We start from the raw sequence: 23,134 nt of genomic DNA, 5'->3' as shown, positions 1-23,134 counted from the left end.
GCATGCTCGAAGAGGCGCTTGAGCACCTCGTGAAGGGCATCGTCGACAACCCTGACGATGTGCAGGTCGCCTCGCGCAACCTGCGCCGCGGGCGCGTGCTGGAGGTCCGGGTACACCCGGACGACCTCGGCAAGGTGATCGGCCGCAACGGCCGCACCGCGCGCGCCCTGCGCACCGTCGTGGGCGCCATCGGCGGTCGCGGTGTCCGCGTCGACCTGGTCGACGTGGATCACGTCCGCTGACGCTTCATCGCAACCGGCTCGGGCCGGGGAGGGCCACTGGCCGTCCCCGGCCCGCAGTCGTATGAGAGGACGCCGGCAGGAGATGACAGGAGAATTGGACACGTGCAGCTGGTAGTCGCACGGATCGGCCGTGCCCATGGCATCAAGGGCGAGGTCACCGTCGAGGTACGTACCGACGAGCCGGAACTCAGGCTCGCGCCCGGCGCCGTACTCGCCACGGATCCCGCCTCCGCGGGACCGCTGACCATCGAGACGGGACGCGTCCACAGCGGCCGTCTCCTCCTGCGCTTCGAGGGCGTCGCCGACCGCACCGCGGCCGAGGCCCTGCGCAACACCCTCCTGATCGCCGAGGTCGACCCGGAGGAGCTGCCCGAGGGCGAGGACGAGTACTACGACCACCAGCTCATCGACCTCGACGTGGTCACCGAGGACGGCGTGGAGGTCGGCCGGATCACCGAGATCTCGCACCTGCCCTCGCAGGACCTGTTCATCGTGGAGCGCCCGGACGGGTCCGAGGTCATGATCCCCTTCGTGGAGGAGATCGTCACCGAGATCGACCTGGACGAGCAGAAGGCCGTAGTCGCCCCGCCGCCGGGCCTGATCGACGACCGCGCCGAGATCGCGTCCGCCCGGGAAGCCTCCGGAGAAGACGCCCGGGAAGCCTCCGGAGAAGAGTCGTAATGCGCCTCGACGTCGTCACGATCTTCCCCGAGTACCTGGAACCCCTGAACGTCTCCCTCGTCGGCAAGGCACGCGCGCGTGGGCAGCTGAACGTCCACGTGCACGACCTGCGGGACTGGACGTACGACCGCCACAACACGGTGGACGACACCCCGTACGGCGGCGGACCCGGCATGGTCATGAAGACCGACCCCTGGGGCGACGCCCTGGACACGGTCCTCGCCGACGGCTACGACTCCGGCGACCGCGCCCCCGCGCTGATCGTCCCCACCCCCAGCGGGCGCCCCTTCACCCAGGAACTGGCCGTCGAACTCGCCGAGCGCCCCTGGCTGATCTTCACGCCGGCCCGCTACGAGGGAATCGACCGGCGCGTGATCGACGAGTACGCGACCCGCATGCCCGTGCACGAGGTCTCCATCGGTGACTACGTGCTCGCCGGTGGCGAGGCGGCCGTCCTCGTCATCACGGAAGCCGTCGCCCGGCTGCTGCCCGGGGTCCTCGGCAACGCCGAGTCCCACCGCGACGACTCGTTCGCGCCCGGCGCGATGGCGAGCCTCCTGGAAGGCCCCGTCTACACCAAGCCGCCCGTCTGGCGCGGCCGGGACATCCCGGACGTGCTGCTCAGCGGCCACCACGGGAAGATCGCCCGCTGGCGCCGCGACGAGGCGCTGCGGCGTACGACCGCCAACCGGCCCGACCTGATCGAACGCTGCGACCCGAAGGCCTTCGACAAGAAGGACCGCGAGATGCTCTCCATCCTGGGCTGGGAGCCCGACCCGGACGGGGAGCCGTACGGCCGATTTTGGCGCCGGGCCGAGGGCGTGGAAGAATAGACCGCTGTTGTGCGCCCGTCCGGCGTGCGCCCCTGCCACAGGGGGAGACGACGCCCGCCCCGACCCGCACGGCAGACTTCCTGTACACCTAGTTTCCGTTGATGACCTGTGGCATCAGCGAAGAAAGCAGACGAAATGTCTCACCTGCTCGACTCCGTCGACGCCGCGTCGCTGCGCAGCGACATCCCGGCCTTCCGCCCGGGTGACACCGTCAACGTCCACGTCCGCGTCATCGAGGGCAACCGCTCCCGTGTGCAGCAGTTCAAGGGCGTTGTGATCCGTCGCCAGGGCTCCGGTGTCCGCGAGACCTTCACGGTCCGCAAGGTCTCGTTCTCCGTCGGCGTCGAGCGCACCTTCCCGGTGCACACCCCGATCGTCGAGAAGATCGAGCTGGTCACCCGTGGTGACGTGCGCCGCGCCAAGCTGTACTACCTCCGTGACCTGCGCGGCAAGGCCGCGAAGATCAAGGAGAAGCGCGAGAGCTGAGCGCTTTCCCGGTGTCCCGGCCCGCACCGGGCTCACAGCGGAGCCGGATAGCATCTGGCTCCGATGGACACCGAAGCACAGCCGACGGAACGCGACCGTTCCTCCCACCCGGATTCCCCGGGTCCGGAGGAGCGGTCGCGTTTCGCGTTGGTGGCACGGATCGCCGACTGGCTGCCGGGCGGCCGGATCACCCTCACCCTCTTCGCCTGCCTGGCGTTTTTGCTGGTCCTCAACGCTTTCGTGGTGCAACCGTTCCAGATTCCGAGCGGATCCATGGAACAGGGTTTGAGGATCGGGGACCGCGTTCTCGTAAATAAGTTGGCGTACCGTTTCGGTGCTCAGCCACGCCGCGGTGATGTGATCGTCTTCGACGGCACCGGGTATTTCGGGGACGCGGACTACGTCAAGCGCGTCGTGGGGGTGGGGGGAGACCATGTCGTCTGCTGCGACAAGAAGGGAAGGATCGAGGTGAACGGCCGCGCGGTCGACGAGTCGGCGTTCCTCTATCCGGGGGACAGCGCCTCCGGCGTGCCCTTCGACGTCGCCGTGCCCGCCGGCCGTCTGTTCGTCCTCGGCGACCACCGCAGCGACTCCAGCGACTCCCGGGACCATCTCGGCTCGCCCGGCGGCGGTATGATCCCGGTCGGCGACGTCATCGGCCGCGCCGACTGGATCCTGTGGCCGTACGCCCACTGGACGCATCTGACGCGGCCGTCCGCCTACGCGCGCGTGCCCGCCGCTTCGCCGGAGGGCGCCCATGGGTAACCGCGGAAAACGGCGCGGGGTGCCCAGCAGCCCCGCCGACGAACTGCTGCCCACCGGGTCGCGTCGCGCCTCCGCGCCCGGCGGCGGCCGTACGCGCGCGGAGCGCCGGAAACTCCAGCGCAAGGTCAAACGCAAGCGCCGTCGTTCGGCCGTTCGGGAGATCCCGCTTCTGGTCGGTGTGGCCGTCCTGATAGCGCTGGTCCTGAAGACCTTCCTCGTCCAGGCGTTCGTGATCCCGTCCGGCTCGATGGAGCAGACCATCCGGATCGGCGACCGCGTCCTGGTCGACAAGCTCACCCCGTGGTTCGGCTCCACGCCGCAGCGCGGGGACGTCGTCGTCTTTCACGACCCGGGCGGCTGGCTGGCCGACGAGCAGACGGCCAAGAAGCACGACCCGGTCGTCGTCAAACAGCTCAAGGAAGGCCTCACCTTCATCGGCCTGCTTCCGTCGGACAACGAGAAAGACCTGATCAAACGGGTCATCGGGGTCGGCGGCGACCACGTCAAGTGCTGTGACGCGCAGGGCCGCGTGACCGTCAACGGTGTGCCGCTCACCGAAGGGGACTACCTCTACCCGGGCACGTCGCCCGCCTCCACACCCTTCGACATCACCGTGCCCAAGGGCCGCCTGTGGGTGATGGGCGACCACCGGGAGGACTCCGCCGACTCCCGCGCCCACCAGAACACTCCCTACGGCGGCACGGTCTCCGAGGACTCCGTCGTCGGCCGGGCCATCGTCATCGGCTGGCCGATGGGCCACTGGGCACGTCTGCGGGAACCTAAAACCTTCGCAAGCGTCGCCGACTCCGTGTCGGGGGCGACCGCCGGTCCCCGGGCGTCGCATAGGGTTGCCTCCGAGAATCCGAACGGAATGACCGAGCTCCCGACCCCTGCGGAACTCCCGCTCGTTATGGGAGTGGTGGGCCTGCGTCGTATGTGGGGCAGGCGGCGGCACAGAGTAAGGAGTTGGCGTGGGGGATGTGGCGGTTGGCGCACGGTCGGGGCACGACGGCGAGGAGCACCGCGGGCACCCCGTGGAAGCGAACGCCCCCGCACCGGACAGCGCCATGACCTCAGAGAATGAACCAGCCGGCGGCGAGGGCACGCCGGAGCACGGGCAGCGGCCGAGGACCCAGGGCGAGGGTGCGGGCGAGGCGGCCGGCCGGCCGAAGAAGCAGCCGCGCTCCTTCTGGAAGGAGCTGCCGATCCTCGTCGTCATCGCGCTGGTCCTGGCGCTGCTGATCAAGACGTTCCTGGTGCAGGCGTTCTCGATCCCCTCCGCCTCGATGCAGAACACCCTCCAGGTGGGTGACCGCGTCCTGGTCGACAAGCTCACCCCGTGGTTCGGCTCCCAGCCCGAGCGCGGTGAGGTCGTCGTCTTCCACGACCCGGACGACTGGCTGGCGGGCGAACCGGCGCCGACCCCGAACGCCGTGCAGCAGGTCCTCAGCTGGATCGGCCTGATGCCGTCCGCCAACGAGAAGGACCTCATCAAGCGCGTGATCGGCGTCGGCGGCGACACCGTCCAGTGCAAGGGCACCGGCCCGCTGCTGGTCAACGGCAAGGCGCTGAACGAGCCGTACGTCTACCCCGGCAACACGCCCTGCACCGACGACCAGGTCGGTGGCCAGTTCAAGGTGAAGGTCCCCAAGGGCTACATCTGGGTGATGGGCGACCACCGCCAGAACTCCAAGGACTCCCGCTACAACCAGTCCGACAAGAACCACGGCATGGTCCCCGTCGGCAAGGTCGTCGGCCGCGCGATCGTCAAGGCCTGGCCGATCAACCGCTGGGGCACCCTGCCGGTCCCGGACACCTTCGACCAGCCCGGCATCGGGCAGCAGACCTCGGCGTCCGCCGCCCTGACGGTGGCCCCGCAGGGCATGGCCGTCGGAGCGGTGCTGCCGGTGGCGGTGTGGCGGCGCCGGCGTGCGGTGAAGACGAAGCGCGGCTGACAAGCGGGCCGCGACACAACGGGCGATCGGGCCCGCCCGCCGAAGTCACCCAGGTGGGTGGGCAAGCCCGGGTACCGCCGGGTAGGGTCCGGGTCCATGACTGGTGAGAGCAGGCAGGGGCTCGGACAGCGGTTGTCCGGAGTCGCGGTGGCGCTGGGGCTGGTGCTGTTCCTCGGCGGGTTCGGCTGGGCAGCGGTGAGCTACCGGCCGTACACCGTGCCCACCAGCTCCATGACCCCCACGATCGACGTCGGTGACCGTGTGCTGGCGCAGAAGGTCGACGGCAGCGAGGTCAAGCGCGGCGACGTCGTCGTCTTCGAGGACCGGAGCTGGGTCGCAGGCTCCAAGGTGGTCAAGCGCGTGGTCGCGGTCGGCGGCGACACCGTCTCCTGCTGCACCGACGGCAAGCTGACCGTCAACGGCAAGCAGATCGACGAGCCGTATCTGCCCAAGGGCAGCCTCGCCGAGACCAAGACCATCCCGACGGTGACCGTCCCCCAGGGCCGCCTGTTCCTCCTCGGTGACGAGCGCCAGGGTTCCCTGGACTCCACGGCCCACCTCACCGACGCCGCCAAGGGCACGGTCTCCCGGGACGCCGTGACCGCCCGCGTGGACGCCGTCGTATGGCCCTGGAAGGGCCCCCTCGAGCGCCCCACCGGTTTCCAGACGCTCGGTGCCCTCTCGCAGCCCGGCCCGCTGAGCACGATCGAGCTGCTGATCGTCGCCGGTGCCGTCCTGGTCCTGGCCGGCGGTGCCTACGGCCCGATCGCGGGGCGCATGAGCCGTTCCCGCGCCCGTACCGCCCGCACGGAGACGGCCGGTGTCCGCTGAGCCCACGCGGACGGGCGAGGACGGGGGCGGGGACGGGGGCGAGGGCGCCCCGCGCAAGGTGGCCCGAGTGGTCCTCCTGGACCCCCAGGACCGCATCCTCCTCCTGCACGGCCATGAGCCGGACGACAAGGCCGACGACTGGTGGTTCACCCCGGGCGGCGGTCTGGAGGGCGCCGAGACGCGCGAGGAGGCCGCACTCAGGGAACTCGCCGAGGAGACCGGAATCACCGATGTCGACCTCGGGCCGGTGCTGTGGCGGCGCAGGTGCTCCTTCCCGTTCGCGGGCCGCCGCTGGAACCAGGACGAGTGGTACTACCTGGCCCGTACGACACAGACGGCCACCGCGGCGCAGGGGCTCACGGAACTGGAGCGGCGCAGTGTCGCCGGAGCACGCTGGTGGACGTGTCAGGAACTGACCCGGGCACATGAGACGGTGTATCCGACCAGACTCGCCGAGCTGCTGCGCACGCTGCTCGACGAGGGTCCCCCGGCCAGTCCCGTGACCCTCGACCCGGAAATCGTCTGAGGGCCCGTCGGACTGGCGCACAATGGGGGGATCGCACGGCTGAAGGGGAACATGCCATGAGCGCCGAGGACCTCGAGAAGTACGAGACCGAGATGGAGCTGAAGCTCTACCGGGAGTACCGAGATGTCGTCGGTCTGTTCAAATACGTGATCGAGACCGAGCGGCGCTTCTACCTCACCAATGACTACGAGATGCAGGTGCACTCGGTGCAGGGCGAGGTGTTCTTCGAGGTGTCGATGGCCGACGCCTGGGTCTGGGACATGTACCGGCCGGCCCGCTTCGTGAAGCAGGTCAGGGTCCTTACGTTCAAGGACGTGAACATCGAGGAGCTCAACAAGAGCGACCTGGAGCTGCCGGGCGGGTGATCCCGCCTCACCTGTGCGGGTGACGGAGTTTTCCACAACCGCCGGGTAGCGCACCAAGATCAACAACTGAAGCCGGGATGCGTGACCGTTGGCGCCGGAGGTGGTGCCGACATGAGCAAGACACGCAGTGGACTCGGCAAGTACGGCGAGGACCTGGCCGCCCGGCGACTCGCCGAGGCCGGCATGACGATCCTGGAGCGCAACTGGCGTTCCGGCAGGTCCGGCGAGATCGACATCGTGGCCAGGGACGGAGATGCCCTGGTCGTCTGCGAAGTGAAGACCCGCAGGGGCGGGGCCTTCCAGCATCCGATGGCCGCGATCACACCCCGGAAGGCCGAACGCCTGCGCGGCCTGGCGGAACGCTGGATCCAGGCCCACGGAGGAGCCCCGCCGGGAGGCGTCCGCATCGACCTGATCGGCGTCCTGCTGCCGCACCGTGGCGGCCCGTCCGTCGAGCACGCACGGGGGGTGGCCTGAATGGGATTCGCCCGCACATGCTCCGTGGCCCTGGTCGGTGTCGAGGGAGTCGTCGTCGAGGTCCAGGCCGACCTGGAACCCGGCGTCGCCGCCTTCACCCTGGTCGGCCTCCCGGACAAGAGCCTGACGGAAAGCCGCGACAGGGTCAGGGCGGCGGTGGTGAACTCGGGCGGCGAATGGCCGCAGAAGAAGCTCACCGTCGGACTCAGCCCCGCGTCGGTGCCCAAAGCCGGCTCCGGCTTCGATCTCGCCGTCGCCTGCGCGGTGCTCGGCGCCGCCGAACGGATCGACCCGCGCGTCCTCGCGGACATCGTCATGATCGGGGAGCTGGGCCTGGACGGCCGGGTCCGACCGGTCCGCGGCATCCTCCCGGCCGTCCTCGCCGCGGCCGACGCCGGCTACGAGCAGGTGGTCGTGCCCGAGTGCGCCGCCGCCGAGGCCTCGCTGGTCCCCGGCGTATCGGTGCTCGGCGTCCGCAGTCTGCGGCAGCTCATCGCGGTCCTCACCGAAGAGCCCGTCCCCGACGAGGAACCGGACGAGCAGGGGCGCCCCGACCCCCTGCTGGCCGGGCTGCGCATGCCCGGCACCGGCGCGGCCACCGGTATGCACAGCGTCGGCGCCGCTCAGCACGACCACGATCACGACCTGGCGGACGTCGTCGGCCAGACCTCGGCCCGCACGGCCGTGGAAGTGGCCGCCGCCGGAGGACACCACCTGTTCCTGGAGGGACCGCCCGGCGCGGGCAAGACCATGCTCGCCGAGCGGCTGCCCGCCGTCCTTCCCCGGCTCACCCGGGCGGAGTCGCTGGAGGTCACGGCGGTGCACTCGGTGGCTGGACTGCTGCCACCGGGCAAGCCGCTCATCGACGTCGCTCCTTACTGCGCCCCGCACCACTCGGCCACGATGCAGTCACTCGTCGGCGGAGGCCCCGGCATCGCCCGGCCCGGTGCGGTCTCCCTCGCCCACCGTGGCGTGCTGTTCCTGGACGAGGCGCCCGAGTTCCACAGCCAGACCCTCGACGCCCTGCGGCAGCCGCTGGAGTCCGGGCACGTGGTGATCGCACGCAGCGCGGGCGTCGTCCGGTTCCCGGCACGCTTTCTCATGGTGCTGGCGGCCAACCCCTGCCCCTGTGGACGCTTCTCGCAACGCGACTCCCTGTGCGAGTGCCCGCCGTCGGCCATCCGCCGCTACCAGTCCCGGCTCTCCGGCCCCCTGCTGGACCGGGTGGACCTACGCGTCGAGGTCGACCCGGTCACGCGCGCCCAGCTCACCCAGCCCGAGGCCCGGGGCGAGTCCACGGCGACCGTGGCCGAGCGGGTGCGGCAGGCCCGCGACCGTACGGCGGCCCGCCTGGCCGGCACACCGTGGCGCACCAACAGCGAAGTACCGGGGCGGGAACTGCGCAGCCGCCACCACCCCGTCGCCGGCGCCATGGACGAGGCCGAACGCAACCTTGAGCGGGGTGTCCTCACCGCCCGCGGGATCGACCGTGTCCTGCGCGTCGCCTGGACCGTCGCCGACCTCGTCGGGCACGACCGTCCGGACGCGACCGACGTCGCCCTGGCCCTGCAGCTGCGCACCGGAGTCCCCCGAGGGGTGCCGATGGCCATCGGGGCGCTGACATGACCACGGACGACGACGCGGACGACGAGCTGCTCGGGCGGGTGTTTCTCTGTCGGGTCGTCGAGCCGGGGGACGAGGTGGGCGGGCGGTGGGTTCGGGAGTTCGGGGTGGGGGAGGTGGTGCGGCGGCTGAAGGAGGGCGTGCGGGCCCTGCCCGGGGTGAGTGACGTGCGGTGGGCCGGGCTGGTCGCGCGGGCCCGGCGGGCCGAACCGGAGCGGGATCTTGCCGTGGCGCGGGCCGCCGGGGCGCGGTTCGTGGGGCCCGACGACGCGGAGTGGCCCCGGCAGCTCGACGATCTCGGGGACGCCCGGCCCATCGGGCTGTGGGTGCGGGGCCGGCCCCGTCTGCGGATGTGGGCGCTCAGATCCGTGGCCGTCGTGGGGGCACGCGCCTGCACCGAGTACGGCACCCATATGGCCGCCACCCTCGCCGCAGGGCTCGCCGAGCGGGGCTGGGTCGTGGTCTCGGGCGGCGCGTACGGCGTCGACGGCGCCGCCCACCGGGGCGCCCTCGCCGCCCGCGGAGCCACCGCCGCCGTCCTGGCCTGCGGCGTCGACCGGCCCTACCCCCGCGGCCACGCCGCCCTGATCGGCCGGATCGCGGAACAGGGACTGGTGGTCGGAGAGCTGCCGCCGGGGGACCATCCGACGCCGAGCCGGTTCATCCTGCGCAACCGCGTCATCGCCGCACTGACCAGGGGCACCGTCGTCGTGGAGGCCGCCGCCCGCAGCGGCTCGCTGGCCACCGCGCGGGCCGCAGCGCGCCTCGGACGGTTCACCATGGGCGTGCCCGGCCCCGCCACCAGCGCTCTCTCCGCAGGCGTGCACGAACTGCTGCGCGGAGAGGCCACGCTGGTCACCGATGCCGCGGAAGTCGTGGAACTCGTGGGTGACATGGGTGAGCTGGCCCCGGCCCGCCGGGGCCCCGTCCTCCCACGTGACCTGCTGGAACCCGCCGCCCGGGCGGTCCTCGCCGCCCTGCCCGGCAACCGCGCGGCCCCCGTCGACGAGATCGCGCTCGGCGCGCCGACCACGCGGGACGAGGCGATCGCGAGGTTGTACGAACTCCGAGCACTTGGTTACGTCGAACGACACGGCGACGGCTGGAAGTTGACACGCCAGGCGGTGATGTCGGTCCGCACGGGTCGCGGTCCGTGTTGACCGAGCGTGTTCGGCCGTCCGGGGGAACCGCCGACGCCCTTGAAGTTTCCCGGAGTTGGCGTTCCGGCCGGTCACGCAGAGCGAGCCGCGGCAGGCGCGCGCGAGACCGGCTGGAGCGCCCCGCGCACGGGTGGCGCCTCGCTGTTCGCACACCGCGACAGCTCAGTCACGCTACGCTCACGAAGGCGGCCACACAGATCGCGCCAACTCGACACCAGACCGACAGCTCACCCAGGCAGCCCACCTCACCCCAGTCAGTCCCACCCCGCACACTTCGCAGCACTTCACGGCACTTCACGGCAGAACGGCACAAGGCGACGAATGCCCCAGCACACCTCCGGGTCCGACCGGGCGGCGATCCCCCCAGCCGCCCGCGACGGTGGCAGCGTGCGGCCGCCCGCTCCCTCGACGCTCGACGAGCTGTGGCGGTCGTACAAGGCGACGGGGGACGAGCGGCTGCGGGAGCAGCTGATCCTGCACTACTCGCCGCTCGTGAAATACGTGGCGGGGCGGGTGAGCGTCGGGCTGCCGCCCAATGTGGAGCAGGCCGACTTCGTCTCCTCGGGTGTCTTCGGGCTGATCGACGCGATCGAGAAGTTCGACATCGACCGGGAGATCAAGTTCGAGACGTACGCGATCACCCGGATCCGGGGCGCGATGATCGACGAGCTGCGGGCGCTGGACTGGATCCCACGGTCGGTGCGGCAGAAGGCGCGGAACGTGGAGCGGGCCTACGCCACCCTGGAGGCCCGGCTGCGGCGCACCCCGACCGAGGGCGAGGTCGCCGCGGAACTGGGCATGGAGGTCGATGAGCTGCATGCGGTGTTCAGCCAGCTGTCGCTGGCCAACGTGGTCGCGCTGGAGGAGCTGCTGCACGTCGGCAGCGAGGGCGGGGACCGGCTCAGTCTCATGGACACGCTGGAGGACACCGCCGCGGACAACCCGGTCGAGGTGGCCGAGGACCGGGAACTGCGGAGGTTTCTCGCCCGGGCGATCAACACGCTGCCCGAGCGGGAGAAGACCGTGGTCACGCTGTACTACTACGAAGGGCTCACCCTCGCCGAGATCGGCAATGTGCTCGGAGTCACCGAGAGCCGGGTCAGTCAGATCCACACCAAGTCGGTGCTGCAGCTGCGGGCCAAGCTGGCGAGCTTCGGGCGCTGACGCCGGCGGCGCGGTTGGTGCGAACCGGCGGCGCGGCGGTGAGAGGCTCCCGTTCGGGTGGCCTCCTCCGTAAAGTGGTTGACGTGCCAAGGATTCGAGCGGCCTCCGTGGCCGAGCACCGGTCGATGCAGCGAGCCGCCCTGCTGGACGCGGCTCGCTCTCTGCTGTCCGAGGGCGGGACCGAAGCGCTGACCTTTCCCGCGCTGGCCGAGCGGACGGGGCTGGCGCGGTCGTCCGTGTACGAGTACTTCCGGTCGCGGGCCGCCGTGGTCGAGGAGCTGTGCGAGGTCGACTTTCCGTTGTGGGCGGCGGAGGTGGCCGCCGCGATGGAGCGGGCCGAGTCCGCCGAGGGCAAGGTCGAGGCGTATGTACGGCAGCAGCTGGCGCTGGTCGGGGACCGGCGGCACCGGGCGGTCGTCGCCATCTCCGCGAGCGAGCTGGACGCCGGGGCCCGGGAGAAGATCCGGGCGGCGCACGGGGAGCTGGTCGCGATGATCGCGGAGGCGCTCGGGGAGATGGGGCACGAGCAGCCTCGGCTGGCCGCGATGCTGCTGCAGGGCGTTGTGGACGCGGCGGTCCGGCGCATCGAGCTCGGTGCCGCCGAGGATCCTTCCGTCGTGACGGACGCGGCCGTGGCCATGGTGCTGCACGGCGTGAAGGGCTGACCTCGGCCGCCGCTGCGAGGCTGCGCAGCTAGGACAGCAGGGGCACCTCCAGCACCGGCAGCAGTCTTGGTGGGCCCCGGTGCAGGAGCCAGGGCGGGAGGAGGGAGAGGGGGTTCAGGTAGGTCCCGCCTCTCCGCAAGCCCCAGTGGACGCACGTCGCCGTGCCGCAGTGGGAACCCGTCCGCTCCACCGTCCCCACGACGTCGCCGGGCCCCACTTCGTCTCCCTTCCGCACCGACGGAGTCACCGGTTCATACGTCGTACGAAGATCCGTGCCCGACAGGTCGACCGAGACCACCCCTCTCCCCGCCACCCGGCCCGCGAAGGTCACCCGGCCGGCCGAGACGGCACGGACGGGTGCACCGGCCGGCGCCGACAGGTCGACTCCCCGGTGGCCGGGGCCGTACACCGTCGCCGGGGGTTCCCAGCCCCGCAACACCAACGGGTGCACGCCCACGGGCCAGGTGCGGGCGACGGCCGGCACCGGGGACGCAGGGGTCGGGCCGGGCGCCGGGGCAGGGCGATCCGCCCAGGCCGGCGGGGTGAGCACCGCCACCGTCAGGGCCGGCAGCAGAACCGCCCGCACAGACACGTATCGCATCGCTCGTCGCATGCGACAACCGTCCCGCATCCCCACCGGCCATGGCCGGAGTCTGTGGACAGCTGCCCGGTTGTGGACAGCGGCGTCACCCGGTGCCCCGGCGGTCCCGTACACTTCTTCTGGCGATCCGGGTCACCGGGTCGACTTCGCACGCCCCGACACGGCGGCCGGCAACGGTCCCTGTCAGCGCCCCTCGGTCCTTCGCGGCAAGGCGCATTGCGGGCGTCAGGCGCGGCCGCCGTCCGGCGGACGCGGCACAACCGAGAACAACAAGGAGAAACGGCCATGGCCGTCGTCACGATGCGGGAGCTGCTGGAGAGCGGCGTCCACTTCGGTCACCAGACCCGTCGCTGGAACCCGAAGATGAAGCGCTTCATCTTCACCGAGCGCAACGGCATCTACATCATCGACCTGCTCCAGTCGCTGTCGTACATCGACCGCGCCTACGAGTTCGTCAAGGAGACCGTCGCCCACGGCGGCACGGTCATGTTCGTCGGCACCAAGAAGCAGGCGCAGGAGGCCATCGCCGAGCAGGCCACCCGCGTCGGCATGCCCTACGTCAACCAGCGCTGGCTGGGCGGCATGCTCACCAACTTCTCGACCGTCTACAAGCGTCTGCAGCGCCTCAAGGAGCTGGAGCAGATCGACTTCGAGGACGTCGCCGCTTCGGGTCTGACCAAGAAGGAGCTTCTCGTGCTCTCGCGCGAGAAGGCCAAGCTGGAGAAGACCCTCGGTGGTATCCGCGAGATGCAGAAGGTGCCCAGCGCCGTCTGGATCGTGGACACCAAGAAGGAGCACATCGCCGTTGGTGAGGCCCGGAAGCTGAACATCCCGGTCGTCGCGATCCTCGACACCAACTGCGACCCCGACGAGGTCGACTACAAGATCCCGGGCAACGACGACGCGATCCGCTCCGTCACCCTGCTCACCCGTGTGATCGCCGACGCCGTCGCCGAGGGCCTCATCGCCCGTTCCGGCGTCGCCGCCGGTGAGAAGGGCGAGAAGGCCGCGGGCGAGCCGCTCGCCGAGTGGGAGCGCGACCTGCTCGAGGGTGAGAAGAAGGAGGAGGCGCCGGCTGCCGACGCCGCTCCGGCCGCCGAGGCCGCTCCGGCCGCCGAGGCCGCTCCGGCCGAGGAGAAGGCCGCCGAGGGCGAGCAGGCCTGACGCCGGTCCGTTCAGCGTTCGACGGCGGGGGCGGCACTGCATCCGGCAGCACCCCTGGCGCGGTGAAGTCCGCCCCCGCTGTTCACCCGTAGGTCGGCACGACGTACGCGCTCCGCGGCTACATGTGGAACGCACACCGTGCGGATCTCAAGATCTCCAGACTTCGAGAAAGACTCACAGACTCATGGCGAACTACACCGCCGCCGACGTCAAGAAGCTCCGTGAGCTCACCGGCGCCGGCATGATGGACTGCAAGAAGGCGCTGGACGAGGCCGAGGGCAACGTCGAGAAGGCCGTCGAGGCGCTGCGCATCAAGGGCCAGAAGGGCGTCGCCAAGCGCGAGGGCCGCTCCGCCGAGAACGGCGCCGTCGTCTCCATCATCGCCGACGACAACTCCTCCGGCGTTCTGGTCGAGCTGAAGTGCGAGACGGACTTCGTCGCCAAGGGCGAGAAGTTCCAGGCCGTGGCCAAGGCCATCGCCGAGCACGTCGCCAAGACCTCCCCGGCCGACCTGGAGGCCCTGCTCGCCTCCGAGATCGAGGCCGGCAAGACCGTCCAGGCGTTCGTGGACGAGGCCAACGCCAACCTCGGCGAGAAGATCGTCCTGGACCGCTTCGCGCAGTTCTCCGACGGTTTCGTGCTCGCCTACATGCACCGCACCATGCCCGACCTGCCCCCGCAGATCGGTGTCCTGGTCGAGCTGGACAAGCCGAACGCCGAGGTCGCCAAGGGCGTCGCCCAGCACATCGCCGCCTTCGCGCCGAAGTACCTGTCCAAGGACGAGGTCCCGGCCGACGTCGTCGAGTCCGAGCGTCGTATCGCCGAGGAGACCACCCGCGCCGAGGGCAAGCCCGAGGCCGCGATCGCCAAGATCGTCGAGGGTCGCCTCAACGGCTTCTTCAAGGACGCCACGCTGCTCGGCCAGCCGTACGCGCTCGACAACAAGAAGTCGGTTCAGAAGGTGCTCGACGAGGCCGGTGTCACCCTGAAGCGCTTCTCGCGCATCAAGGTCGGCATCTGAGTCCGTACCGCGATCGACGCACGACCCACGGGGAGATTCCGGGAACAATCCCGGGAGGAATCCCGATAGGGTCGTAAGCAGTCGTCCGCGCACACCGCCACACCCCGGCGTGGGGCGGACGGCAGCAGATCTGACGAGGAGGCCATTGCCGCGCATGGGAGCGAAAAGCGACCCCACCGGCAATGGTCTTCTTCGTATGTGCAACACGTGAAAGAGGCGGGATCCCCATGACCACCAAGGCCCAGAAGAGCGACGACGGCAAAGTACGCGGCCGGTTTCTGCTGAAGCTGTCCGGAGAGGCCTTCTCCGGTGGCGGGGGCCTGGGCGTGGACCCGGACGTGGTGCACAAGATCGCCCGCGAGGTCGCGGCCGTCGTCCGGGACGGCGCCGAGATCGCGGTCGTCATCGGCGGCGGCAACTTCTTCCGCGGCGCCGAACTCCAGCAGCGCGGCATGGACCGCGCCCGCTCCGACTACATGGGCATGCTCGGCACCGTGATGAACTGCCTCGCCCTCCAGGACTTCCTGGAGAAGGAGGGCATCGACAGCCGGGTGCAGACCGCCATCACCATGGGCCAGGTCGCCGAGCCGTACATCCCGCTGCGCGCCGTGCGCCACCTGGAGAAGGGCCGCGTGGTCATCTTCGGCGCCGGTATGGGCATGCCGTACTTCTCCACCGACACCACTGCCGCCCAGCGCGCCCTGGAGATCGACGCCGAGGCGCTGCTCATGGGCAAGAACGGCGTGGACGGGGTCTACGACTCGGACCCCAAGACCAACCCGGACGCCGTCAAGTTCGACGCCCTCGGCTACGGCGAGGTCATCACCCGCGACCTCAAGGTCGCCGACGCCACCGCCATCACGCTGTGCCGCGACAACAAGCTTCCGATCCTCGTCTTCGAGCTTCTCGCGGAGGGCAATATCGCCCGCGCCGTCAAGGGTGAGAAGATCGGCACGCTGGTGGGTGACCAGGGCAGCCGGGACTGACCCGGCAGCAACCCGGCCGGTGGCGCGCGGCCCCGTAAGGGGACCGGACCCCGGCCGGGGGATGGACAATGTCCTGCCGGTCGGGAACCGTGCAGGAAGAAGACGCGACGCAGCCGGCCGCCGACCGACTTCAGGAACCGCAGCCGGGCCTTACTCAAGACACGCAGGAGCAAGTGGTGATCGAAGAGACCCTCCTCGAGGCCGAGGAGAAGATGGAGAAGGCCGTCGTGGTCGCCAAGGAGGACTTCGCCGCGATCCGCACCGGCCGTGCGCACCCGGCGATGTTCAACAAGATCGTGGCCGACTACTACGGTGCCCCGACGCCGATCAACCAGCTGGCCTCGTTCTCCGTGCCGGAGCCGCGCATGGCGGTCGTGACCCCGTTCGACAAGAGCGCGCTGCGCAACATCGAGCAGGCGATCCGCGACTCCGACCTGGGCGTCAACCCCAGCAACGACGGCAACATCATCCGGGTGGTGTTCCCCGAGCTGACCGAGGAGCGCCGCCGCGAGTACATCAAGGTCGCCAAGGGCAAGGGCGAGGACGCGAAGGTCTCGATCCGCTCCGTGCGCCGCAAGGCCAAGGACGCCATCGACAAGCTGATCAAGGACGGCGAGGTCGGCGAGGACGAGGGCCGCCGTGCGGAGAAGGAGCTGGACGACACCACGGCGAAGTACGTCGCCCAGGTGGACGAGCTCCTCAAGCACAAGGAAGCGGAGCTGCTCGAAGTCTGATGAGCGACTCTTCCTGGGGGGCGCCGCCACCGGCGGGGCAGGCCCGCTACTGGGGGCCCACCGCGGGTGGGCCTGTCCAGGGGGCCGCCCCGGCGGGTCCCGCGTACGATGCGCCTGAGGCGCAGCACACTCGCCCCATGCCCATCGTGCCCGACGAATCCGCCCAGGGCGGAGCCGACGACCGGGGGGCCGCTCGGGTGAGCGGCTCCTTGTTCCAGGACGAGTTCCGCTCCGAGCCCGCGTCGACCCGGACAGTCCCGGCCGAGAACCAGAATCCGGAGCCCATGCCCGACGCCCACCAGCCGGCGCCAGCGCCGCAGAAGAAGAGCGCGGGCCGTGACCTGAGCGCGGCCATAGGGGTCGGCGTCGGGCTCGGTGTGGTCATCGTCGCCTCCCTGTTCGTCTGGAAGGCCGTGTTCGTCGGTGTCATCGCGGTCGCCGTGGTCGTCGGCCTGTGGGAGCTGACCAGCAGGCTGCGGGAACGCAAGGGCATCAAGGCGCCGTTGGCGCCGCTCGCGGTCGGCGGTGCGGCGATGGTCGTCGCCGGGTACGTCCGCGGCGCCGAGGGCGCTTGGGTCGCCATGGCCCTCACGGCCCTGGCGGTCCTGGTCTGGCGCATGACGGAGTCGCCGGAGGGCTATCTCAAGGACGTCACGGCGGGCGTCTTCGCGGCCTTCTACGTGCCGTTCCTGGCCACGTTCGTCGCCATGATGCTGACGGCGAAGGACGGGCCGTGGCGCGTCCTGGTCTTCCTCCTCCTCACGGTCGTCAGCGACACCGGCGCGTACGCGGTCGGCTGGCGGTTCGGCAGGAACAAGCTGGCCCCGCGCATCAGCCCCGGCAAGACCCGCGAGGGCCTGCTCGGCGCGGTGCTGTTCGCGATGGTGGCGGGCGCCCTGTGCATGCAGTTCCTGATCGACCACGGCACCTGGTGGCAGGGCCTGCTGCTGGGCCTCGCGGTGGCGGCCAGCGCCACGCTGGGCGACCTCGGCGAGTCCATGATCAAGCGGGATCTGGGGATCAAGGACATGGGCACCCTGCTCCCGGGCCACGGCGGCATCATGGACCGCCTCGACTCACTCCTGCCGACGGCCCCTGTGGTGTGGCTGCTGCTGGTGCTCTTCGTCGGCTCCGCATGAGTCGTCCGCATGAGTCGTGAGTCCCGCGCCGTACGGCTCACGGGCCCCCGTCCTGGTACAGGGCGGGGGCCCGTCGCGTACGGCAGGTTCCTCAGCCTCTCAGGCCGACGGCGTGGCGCGGATGGCGGCGATGTCGAACTGGAGGCGGACCTTGTCGCTCACCATGGAGCCGCCCTGGGCCAGCCTGGCGTCGTAGGACAGGCCCCAGTCGGAGCGGTTGACGGTGGTGGTGCCGTCGAAGCCGACCCGCTCGTCACCGAACGCGTCGGTCACATGGCCGATGTACGTGAGCTCCAGGTCGACCGGGCGGGTGGTGCCCTTGATGGTGAGGTCGCCGGTCATGAGGTAGACGTCCTTGCCGGCGAGCCGCACGGCGGTGCTCGTGAAGGTCATCCGCGGGTACGTCGCCGAGTCCAGGAACTGGCGGCCGACCACATGGGCGTCGCGCTGCTCGACACCGGTGTCGACGCTGGCGGTGTACAGCACGATGTCGGCCCGGGAGCGGGCAGGGTCGCGTCCGTCGAAGTACAGCCGGCTCTCGTACTCCGCGAACGAGCCCCGCACCGTCGTCACCATCGCGTGCCGCACGGAGAACCCGATCCTGCTGTGCGCCGGATCGATCAGCCACTCGCCGGTGAGACCCGCCAGCTCGGGATCGGGCAGTACGGCGGTGGCTCTGGCCACCGGGGCCGCGCTCGTCACGGGGGTGGGGGACGGCTGCGCGCGCCGCTGGAAGGAGTTGCGGCCGAATAGGTTCATGGCCCATGTGGTTACGGCAGGCCGCGGGGCGGCGACAAGGACCGACCAGGAAACCCGACCGTTCGTCGGCAGAACTTCACAGCTCACCGCCCGCACCCGGACCGTCACACACGCACAGCGGATCAGCCGGCAAGTACCGGACGATGTGACCGAAGCGTACGAACGGCGTGGGCGGGAGGCGGGGAGGCGACGGCCTGCGATCAGGCTTTTTCGACGGCATTCACAAGCGGTCAGAGTACGATGAAGAGGCGGTAAACCTTCCGTAGCCACTCCTCTATCGGATGCGATGCCTTCGGGAGGCGCAGGCCGCAGGGAGCAAGGCATGATCCATTCAGCCGATATCCGCGAGTGGCGCAACCGGGACGTGATCGATCCCAAGGGACGCAAGATCGGAGCCCTGGAAGCGGTCTACGTGGACACCACCACCGACGCGCCGACCATGGCCACTGTCCGTACCGGCCTGCCGACTCGGCACCGGCTGGTCTTCGTGCCCCTCGACGAAGCAACGCTGGGCCCCGGGTACGTAAAGGTGGCGCACGGGAGAGGGCTGGTGAGGAAGGCTCCGTCCATAGGCATGGATGACGTCCTGCCGGTCGAGCGGGAAGAAGAGGTCTTCAAACACTACGAGAGGCCTTACGAGCGCGGTAAGGGGCGCCGCCTCGCACGCCGCTGACCGGCCTCCCTCCCAAGAGGGCCGAAGCCCGACCAAATCGCTGGTCACAGCGGCGACTCATCGCCCGCAGCAGAGGCTGAGGATGTGCTCACCATGGCGCTTTTCCTGTTCCTGATCCTCGTGGCCGTCGTTCTGGGACTCATCGGTACGGTGGCGGCGGGGCTGTCCTACCTCCTGATCATCGGCATCGTGGTCTTCGTGGCGGACCTGGTCCTGTTCGGTGTGCGCTGGTCCCGGCGCTCTCATCGACACTTCGTCCGGTGAGGGCATACGTGACCCTCTTGCGCCCGATCCGGCGTGCCGCCCGCTCCGAACGCCGAAGGCCCGGGCAAGAGGTTGTTCCCATCTCCCGGGCCTCCAGCCGTTCCCCGGACGGGTTCAAGCCTGCGGCAGCGCGCTCAGCGCTTGAAGGAGCCCTTGGCCTGTTCCTTCGCGCCCCGCATCCTGCCTCGTGCTTCGAGAGCGGCTCCCTTCGCCGCGAGGGTTTCTTTGTGCATCGCGTGGGCCGCCGTCCGCACGGTCTTTCCGACGATCTGTTCGGCCTTTGCCTTGGCCCGTTCTCCGGCGCTCATCTCGGTACCTCCGTGGATCTCACTGGCCGTGTGCCCCTTGAGGCAAGAGGTGAAGCCACCTTGTGGGACGTGTTGGTAAGGGAGCTCGGTGTGTGGGTCGACGGCGTACGGGATGGGCGCTGGGGTCAGTGGTGGGCTTAGGGGGTGTGCGCCATAGTCGGCCTCTGCTCTTTGCCCCGATCGGTCTCATCCTGTACGAGGAGGGACAGCAGGGAGGCTACGGAGAGGCCGGCTTCTGCCGGATGGCGCAGCACCTTGTCGGGCTCGATGCGGTAGGTGTTCGTGCGCCCGTCCCGAGTGTGGGAGAGGTAACCGTCCTGCTCAAGATCGGAGATGATGCGCTGGACGGCGCGCTCCGTGAGCCGGCAGCGGGCGGCGATGTCGCGGATCCGGACGTTCGGGTTGTCGGCGATGGCCGCCAGTACGCGCGCGTGGTTGGTGATGAACGTCCATCCGCTGTGAGGTTCGGGCACTCCAACCATGCCCAGCATTTTAGGGGACCCTCATTGACGAAGCCAGATACATGACATACTTTTCCGGTAACTGATGGCGTGCTCCGCGCTGCGCGCAGCGGTAAGGGGCGTCGAAGGTGTCCTGAAATGAGGCCGTCATGCCAAAGCTCATGAGTAGCGCTGGTGCCATGGAGGGGTCGGGCCACGTCGGCGGGCCCGGACCAGTGGCTGCGTTGCACCAGTACGAATGCGGCGACGCCTGGGTGATCGCCGCTCACGGCTCCTATGACATCCACTCGATCCCGCCTCTGGCGGAGGCACTGAACGCCGCTGTCAGGAAGCATGCGAAGGTGGTCCTGGACGCCTCCGGGGTCGACTTCGCGGACTCGTCGTTCCTCAACCTGTTGATCCGTGCCCACCAGACGGGCACCGTGCGCGTGGCAGCGCCGCCAAGGCAGCTTCAGCGCCTGTTTGTGATCACCGGAGCCGACGCCGTGCTGGAGATACGAGAGACCGTGGACGACGCCGCCCTCTCCTGATCCAGCCGTCACCGAAGAGCCGGACCTGCGCCGACTGCTGTAAGCACGTAGACAGTCGACCGATCCCTGCTTTCATGTCATTTCTGCACTCCCGCTTGTAGAGGACTGCCCCTGCCGGCTGACACCACTGCCTGACACCAACAGGTGCGGACGCGAGCGGTCGGTTTCAAAGCCTTGGCCTGTACGGGCGCCGGCCACGGCATCGGCCGGCGCCCGTCGCCTTGACTCGGTCGTTGAGCAACAGCCCCAGGTCACCCAATTGGATCTGCGACACTGGTACAGCCATGCCTAAGCCCGGAGAACTCACTTTCGTCGCCCCCCGCGGAGCCAAGAAGCCGCCGCGGCATCTCGCCGACCTCACGCCCGCCGAGCGCAAGGACGCCGTGGCCGAGATCGGTGAGAAGCCGTTCCGTGCCAAGCAGCTCTCGCAGCACTACTTCGCGCGGTACGCGCACGATCCGGAGCAGTGGACCGACATCCCCGCCGGGGCGCGCGCCAAGCTCCAGGAAGCACTGTTCCCCGAGCTGATGACCGTCGTCCGGCATCTGTCGACCGACCAGGGAACCACACGCAAGACGCTGTGGCGGTTGTTCGACGGGACCCTCGTCGAGTCCGTGCTGATGCGGTATCCGGACCGGGTCACCATGTGCATCAGCTCGCAGGCGGGCTGCGGCATGAACTGTCCGTTCTGTGCCACCGGGCAGGCGGGGCTGGACCGGAACCTGTCCACGGCCGAGATCGTCCACCAGATCGTCGACGGGATGCGGGCGCTCAGGGACGGCGAGGTGCCGGGCGGCCCGGCCCGGCTGTCCAACATCGTCTTCATGGGCATGGGCGAGCCGCTCGCCAACTACAAGCGGGTCGTGGGTGCCATCCGGGCGCTGACCGATCCCGCCCCGGACGGGCTGGGGCTGTCGCAGCGCGGGATCACCGTGTCCACCGTCGGGCTCGTGCCGGCCATCCACCGGTTCGCCGACGAGGGCTTCAAGTGCCGGCTCGCGATCTCCCTGCACGCCCCCGACGACGAGCTGCGTGACACCCTCGTCCCCGTGAACACGCGGTGGAAGGTGCGCGAGGTGCTGGACGCCGGGTTCGAGTACGTGGAGAAGAGCGGGCGCCGGCTGTCCATCGAGTACGCCCTCATCCGGGACATCAACGACCAGGCGTGGCGCGGTGACCGGCTCGGGCGGCTGCTCAAGGGCAAGCCCGTGCACGTCAATCTCATTCCGCTGAACCCGACGCCGGGGTCGAAGTGGACCGCCTCCCGGCCGGAGGACGAGAAGGCCTTCGTCGAGGCCATCGCCGCTCATGGTGTGCCGGTGACGATCCGGGACACCCGGGGCCAGGAGATCGACGGAGCCTGTGGTCAGCTGGCGGCCACCGAGCGGTAATCTGGCCGGGTCCACACATCTTCATATTCCGACAGGGGAGCGCCACAGCGCTGAGAGTGCGGCGGACAGGGCCGCAGACCCTCTGAACCTCGCCCAGGTCATTCTGGGTAGGGAGTTCGGTCATCACTCAAGCTGTTGCGCCCTGCCCGGGTCTTCCTCGCGAAGCCCGGGCAGGGCCGCGTCTCTTCCTGGCCAACCCCAGGAGGACATCCAGTGCAGAACAAGACCTTCGTGGCCGTGGCGGTCGGGCTCGGCCTGATCAGCCTTTCCGCGTGCGGTTCCGGCGAGGGCACGTCGTCCGCGGACTCCACGTCCGTGACCCTCGTCAGCCACGACTCGTGGGCCGTGTCCAAGAACGTGCTCCAGGACTTCGAGAAGAAGACCGGGTACAAGGTCCACGTGCTCAAGGACGGTGACGCCGGGCAGGCCGTCAACAAGGCCGTCCTGACCAAGGACAACCCGCAGGGCGACGTCTTCTTCGGCGTCGACAACACGCTGCTGTCCCGGGCCCTGGACAACGGCCTCTTCCAGCCGTACACCGCCAAGGGCCTCGACAAGGTCGGCGCCGCCTACCAACTCGACCAGGCCAAGCACCGGGTCACGCCCGTCGACTACGGCGACATCTGCGTCAACTACGACAAGAAGTACTTCGCAGACCACCACCTCACCCCGCCGCAGTCCTTCGCCGACCTGACGAAGCCGGCGTACAAGGACCTCCTCGTCACCGAGAACGCCGCCACCTCCTCGCCCGGCCTCGGCTTCCTGCTCGGCAGCGCCGCCCGGTTCGGGGACAACGGCTGGCCGGACTACTGGAAGAAGCTGAAGGCCAACGGCGTCAAGGTCGTCGACGGCTGGGAGCAGGCCTACTACCAGGAGTTCTCGGGATCGTCCGAGGGCAAGAAGGCCGGCGGCGACCGGCCGCTGGTGGTGACGTACGCCTCCTCCCCGCCCGCCGAGGTGATCTACGCCAAGAAGCGGCCCAGCACCGCCCCGACCGGCGTGGCGTACGGCACCTGCTTCCGGCAGATCGAGTTCGCCGGACTGCTCGGCAACGCCAAGAACCCCAAGGGCGCCAAGGCGTTCATCGACTTCCTGGTCTCCAAGGAGTTCCAGGAGGACATGCCGCTGAACATGTACGTCTACCCGGTGGTGCAGGGGGCGAAGGTCCCCGCCGAGTTCACCGAGTACGGCAAGGCCGCCCAGCATCCCGAGACCATGGCCCCCGGCAAGATCGCCGCCAACCGTGACCAGTGGGTCAAGTCGTGGACCTCGCTCGTACTGAAGTAGCCCCTCGGAAGGACCGCGCGGGGAGCGCGGCGCGGCTCGGGCT

At 69.7% G+C, this 23,134-nt stretch carries 29 protein-coding genes; 25 read left to right on the top strand and 4 right to left on the bottom strand.

Going from position 1 to position 23,134, the window contains the following annotated elements; translation table 11 throughout:
* Positions 1–2 precede the first annotated feature (2 nt).
* From ACZ41I_RS25075 to ACZ41I_RS25005, 15 genes are all read left to right on the top strand, one after another.
* Entirely contained in the window at positions 3–242 is a 240-nt protein-coding gene (locus ACZ41I_RS25075) for an RNA-binding protein (protein ID WP_003973401.1), read from the top strand.
* Between the two features lie 102 nt (positions 243–344).
* Positions 345–923, top strand: a complete 579-nt coding sequence (rimM, locus tag ACZ41I_RS25070; RefSeq protein WP_468515099.1) for a ribosome maturation factor RimM — start codon at positions 345–347, stop codon at positions 921–923.
* Positions 923–1,756, top strand: a complete 834-nt coding sequence (gene trmD, locus ACZ41I_RS25065) for a tRNA (guanosine(37)-N1)-methyltransferase TrmD (RefSeq protein ID WP_468515098.1) — start codon at positions 923–925, stop codon at positions 1,754–1,756. Before rimM ends, trmD begins: the two co-directional genes overlap by 1 nt.
* A gap of 135 nt (positions 1,757–1,891) precedes the next feature.
* Positions 1,892–2,242: a 50S ribosomal protein L19 gene (rplS, locus tag ACZ41I_RS25060; protein WP_055704359.1), complete on the top strand. Its 351-nt coding sequence runs from the start codon at positions 1,892–1,894 to the stop codon at positions 2,240–2,242.
* A gap of 63 nt (positions 2,243–2,305) precedes the next feature.
* Positions 2,306–3,007 (top strand): signal peptidase I, encoded by a 702-nt coding sequence (lepB, locus tag ACZ41I_RS25055; RefSeq protein ID WP_468322435.1) that lies wholly within the window; start codon positions 2,306–2,308, stop codon positions 3,005–3,007.
* Positions 3,000–4,091, top strand: coding sequence for a signal peptidase I (lepB, locus tag ACZ41I_RS25050; protein ID WP_363218170.1), 1,092 nt, complete (start codon positions 3,000–3,002; stop codon positions 4,089–4,091). The genes lepB (ACZ41I_RS25055) and lepB (ACZ41I_RS25050) overlap by 8 nt, the downstream gene beginning before the upstream one ends.
* Positions 3,979–4,962 carry a signal peptidase I gene (lepB, locus tag ACZ41I_RS25045; RefSeq protein ID WP_399770796.1) on the top strand — a complete coding sequence of 328 codons (984 nt, stop codon included), beginning with the start codon at positions 3,979–3,981 and terminating at the stop codon, positions 4,960–4,962. Before lepB (ACZ41I_RS25050) ends, lepB (ACZ41I_RS25045) begins: the two co-directional genes overlap by 113 nt.
* 96 nt (positions 4,963–5,058) lie before the next feature.
* The gene (gene lepB / locus ACZ41I_RS25040) at positions 5,059–5,793 is read left to right on the top strand and encodes a signal peptidase I (protein ID WP_468515097.1); all 735 of its coding nucleotides are present in this window, start codon (positions 5,059–5,061) and stop codon (positions 5,791–5,793) included.
* Positions 5,783–6,319: an NUDIX hydrolase gene (locus ACZ41I_RS25035; protein WP_399770801.1), complete on the top strand. Its 537-nt coding sequence runs from the start codon at positions 5,783–5,785 to the stop codon at positions 6,317–6,319. Before lepB (ACZ41I_RS25040) ends, ACZ41I_RS25035 begins: the two co-directional genes overlap by 11 nt.
* A 56-nt stretch (positions 6,320–6,375) precedes the next feature.
* Positions 6,376–6,684, top strand: a complete 309-nt coding sequence (locus ACZ41I_RS25030; RefSeq protein WP_003965949.1) for a DUF2469 domain-containing protein — start codon at positions 6,376–6,378, stop codon at positions 6,682–6,684.
* Between the two features lie 111 nt (positions 6,685–6,795).
* The gene (locus tag ACZ41I_RS25025; protein ID WP_399770803.1) at positions 6,796–7,161 is read left to right on the top strand and encodes a YraN family protein; all 366 of its coding nucleotides are present in this window, start codon (positions 6,796–6,798) and stop codon (positions 7,159–7,161) included.
* Positions 7,162–8,787: a YifB family Mg chelatase-like AAA ATPase gene (locus tag ACZ41I_RS25020; RefSeq protein WP_468322443.1), complete on the top strand. Its 1,626-nt coding sequence runs from the start codon at positions 7,162–7,164 to the stop codon at positions 8,785–8,787.
* Positions 8,784–9,944 carry a DNA-processing protein DprA gene (gene dprA / locus ACZ41I_RS25015; RefSeq protein ID WP_468515096.1) on the top strand — a complete coding sequence of 387 codons (1,161 nt, stop codon included), beginning with the start codon at positions 8,784–8,786 and terminating at the stop codon, positions 9,942–9,944. Before ACZ41I_RS25020 ends, dprA begins: the two co-directional genes overlap by 4 nt.
* 321 nt (positions 9,945–10,265) lie before the next feature.
* The gene (gene whiG, locus ACZ41I_RS25010; protein WP_363218163.1) at positions 10,266–11,108 is read left to right on the top strand and encodes an RNA polymerase sigma factor WhiG; all 843 of its coding nucleotides are present in this window, start codon (positions 10,266–10,268) and stop codon (positions 11,106–11,108) included.
* A 107-nt stretch (positions 11,109–11,215) separates the two neighbouring features.
* Positions 11,216–11,773: a TetR/AcrR family transcriptional regulator gene (locus tag ACZ41I_RS25005; RefSeq protein ID WP_468322637.1), complete on the top strand. Its 558-nt coding sequence runs from the start codon at positions 11,216–11,218 to the stop codon at positions 11,771–11,773.
* A 28-nt stretch (positions 11,774–11,801) separates the two neighbouring features.
* Here the strand turns inward: ACZ41I_RS25005 and ACZ41I_RS25000 are convergent, their stop codons facing one another.
* Positions 11,802–12,374, bottom strand: a complete 573-nt coding sequence (locus ACZ41I_RS25000; protein WP_468515095.1) for a murein hydrolase activator EnvC family protein — start codon at positions 12,372–12,374, stop codon at positions 11,802–11,804.
* Positions 12,375–12,659: 285 nt separating this feature from the next.
* Between ACZ41I_RS25000 and rpsB the strand changes: the two genes are divergently transcribed.
* From rpsB to ACZ41I_RS24975, 5 genes are all read left to right on the top strand, one after another.
* The gene (gene rpsB, locus ACZ41I_RS24995; RefSeq protein ID WP_399770814.1) at positions 12,660–13,538 is read left to right on the top strand and encodes a 30S ribosomal protein S2; all 879 of its coding nucleotides are present in this window, start codon (positions 12,660–12,662) and stop codon (positions 13,536–13,538) included.
* A gap of 184 nt (positions 13,539–13,722) precedes the next feature.
* A complete protein-coding gene (tsf, locus tag ACZ41I_RS24990) occupies positions 13,723–14,559 on the top strand; it encodes a translation elongation factor Ts (RefSeq protein WP_363218160.1) in 837 nt (278 codons plus the stop codon).
* 227 nt (positions 14,560–14,786) lie between these two features.
* Positions 14,787–15,545, top strand: coding sequence for a UMP kinase (gene pyrH / locus ACZ41I_RS24985; RefSeq protein ID WP_363218159.1), 759 nt, complete (start codon positions 14,787–14,789; stop codon positions 15,543–15,545).
* A gap of 176 nt (positions 15,546–15,721) precedes the next feature.
* Positions 15,722–16,279, top strand: coding sequence for a ribosome recycling factor (gene frr, locus ACZ41I_RS24980; protein ID WP_014675285.1), 558 nt, complete (start codon positions 15,722–15,724; stop codon positions 16,277–16,279).
* Positions 16,279–17,418: a phosphatidate cytidylyltransferase gene (locus ACZ41I_RS24975; protein ID WP_363218158.1), complete on the top strand. Its 1,140-nt coding sequence runs from the start codon at positions 16,279–16,281 to the stop codon at positions 17,416–17,418. The genes frr and ACZ41I_RS24975 overlap by 1 nt, the downstream gene beginning before the upstream one ends.
* A gap of 99 nt (positions 17,419–17,517) precedes the next feature.
* Here ACZ41I_RS24975 and ACZ41I_RS24970 read toward each other — a convergent pair whose 3' ends face one another.
* The gene (locus ACZ41I_RS24970) at positions 17,518–18,177 is read right to left on the bottom strand and encodes a YceI family protein (RefSeq protein ID WP_363218157.1); all 660 of its coding nucleotides are present in this window, start codon (positions 18,175–18,177) and stop codon (positions 17,518–17,520) included.
* Between the two features lie 322 nt (positions 18,178–18,499).
* On the opposite strand from ACZ41I_RS24970, the gene ACZ41I_RS24965 reads away from it, so the two are divergent.
* Together ACZ41I_RS24965 and ACZ41I_RS24960 are read left to right on the top strand one after the other, a co-directional pair.
* A complete protein-coding gene (locus ACZ41I_RS24965) occupies positions 18,500–18,850 on the top strand; it encodes a PRC-barrel domain-containing protein (RefSeq protein WP_363218156.1) in 351 nt (116 codons plus the stop codon).
* A gap of 93 nt (positions 18,851–18,943) precedes the next feature.
* Positions 18,944–19,114 (top strand): hypothetical protein, encoded by a 171-nt coding sequence (locus tag ACZ41I_RS24960; protein ID WP_363218155.1) that lies wholly within the window; start codon positions 18,944–18,946, stop codon positions 19,112–19,114.
* A 134-nt stretch (positions 19,115–19,248) separates the two neighbouring features.
* Here the strand turns inward: ACZ41I_RS24960 and ACZ41I_RS24955 are convergent, their stop codons facing one another.
* The gene (locus ACZ41I_RS24955; protein WP_399770824.1) at positions 19,249–19,422 is read right to left on the bottom strand and encodes a hypothetical protein; all 174 of its coding nucleotides are present in this window, start codon (positions 19,420–19,422) and stop codon (positions 19,249–19,251) included.
* Positions 19,423–19,559: 137 nt separating this feature from the next.
* Positions 19,560–19,904 carry a helix-turn-helix transcriptional regulator gene (locus tag ACZ41I_RS24950; RefSeq protein ID WP_468515094.1) on the bottom strand — a complete coding sequence of 115 codons (345 nt, stop codon included), beginning with the start codon at positions 19,902–19,904 and terminating at the stop codon, positions 19,560–19,562.
* A 194-nt stretch (positions 19,905–20,098) separates the two neighbouring features.
* On the opposite strand from ACZ41I_RS24950, the gene ACZ41I_RS24945 reads away from it, so the two are divergent.
* The 3 genes from ACZ41I_RS24945 to ACZ41I_RS24935 all read left to right on the top strand — a co-directional run bounded on the left by ACZ41I_RS24945 (position 20,099) and on the right by ACZ41I_RS24935 (position 23,091).
* Positions 20,099–20,413, top strand: coding sequence for an STAS domain-containing protein (locus tag ACZ41I_RS24945; RefSeq protein WP_468515151.1), 315 nt, complete (start codon positions 20,099–20,101; stop codon positions 20,411–20,413).
* A gap of 284 nt (positions 20,414–20,697) precedes the next feature.
* The gene (rlmN, locus tag ACZ41I_RS24940) at positions 20,698–21,804 is read left to right on the top strand and encodes a dual-specificity RNA methyltransferase RlmN (protein ID WP_363218151.1); all 1,107 of its coding nucleotides are present in this window, start codon (positions 20,698–20,700) and stop codon (positions 21,802–21,804) included.
* A gap of 213 nt (positions 21,805–22,017) precedes the next feature.
* Positions 22,018–23,091 (top strand): thiamine ABC transporter substrate binding subunit, encoded by a 1,074-nt coding sequence (locus ACZ41I_RS24935; protein WP_399770831.1) that lies wholly within the window; start codon positions 22,018–22,020, stop codon positions 23,089–23,091.
* Positions 23,092–23,134: the final 43 nt, after the last annotated feature.

The organism is Streptomyces sp. NPDC030799, assembly GCF_055572255.1.
Note: the sequence above shows the minus strand (reverse complement) of the source record. Positions and strands in the feature narration are given on the sequence as shown.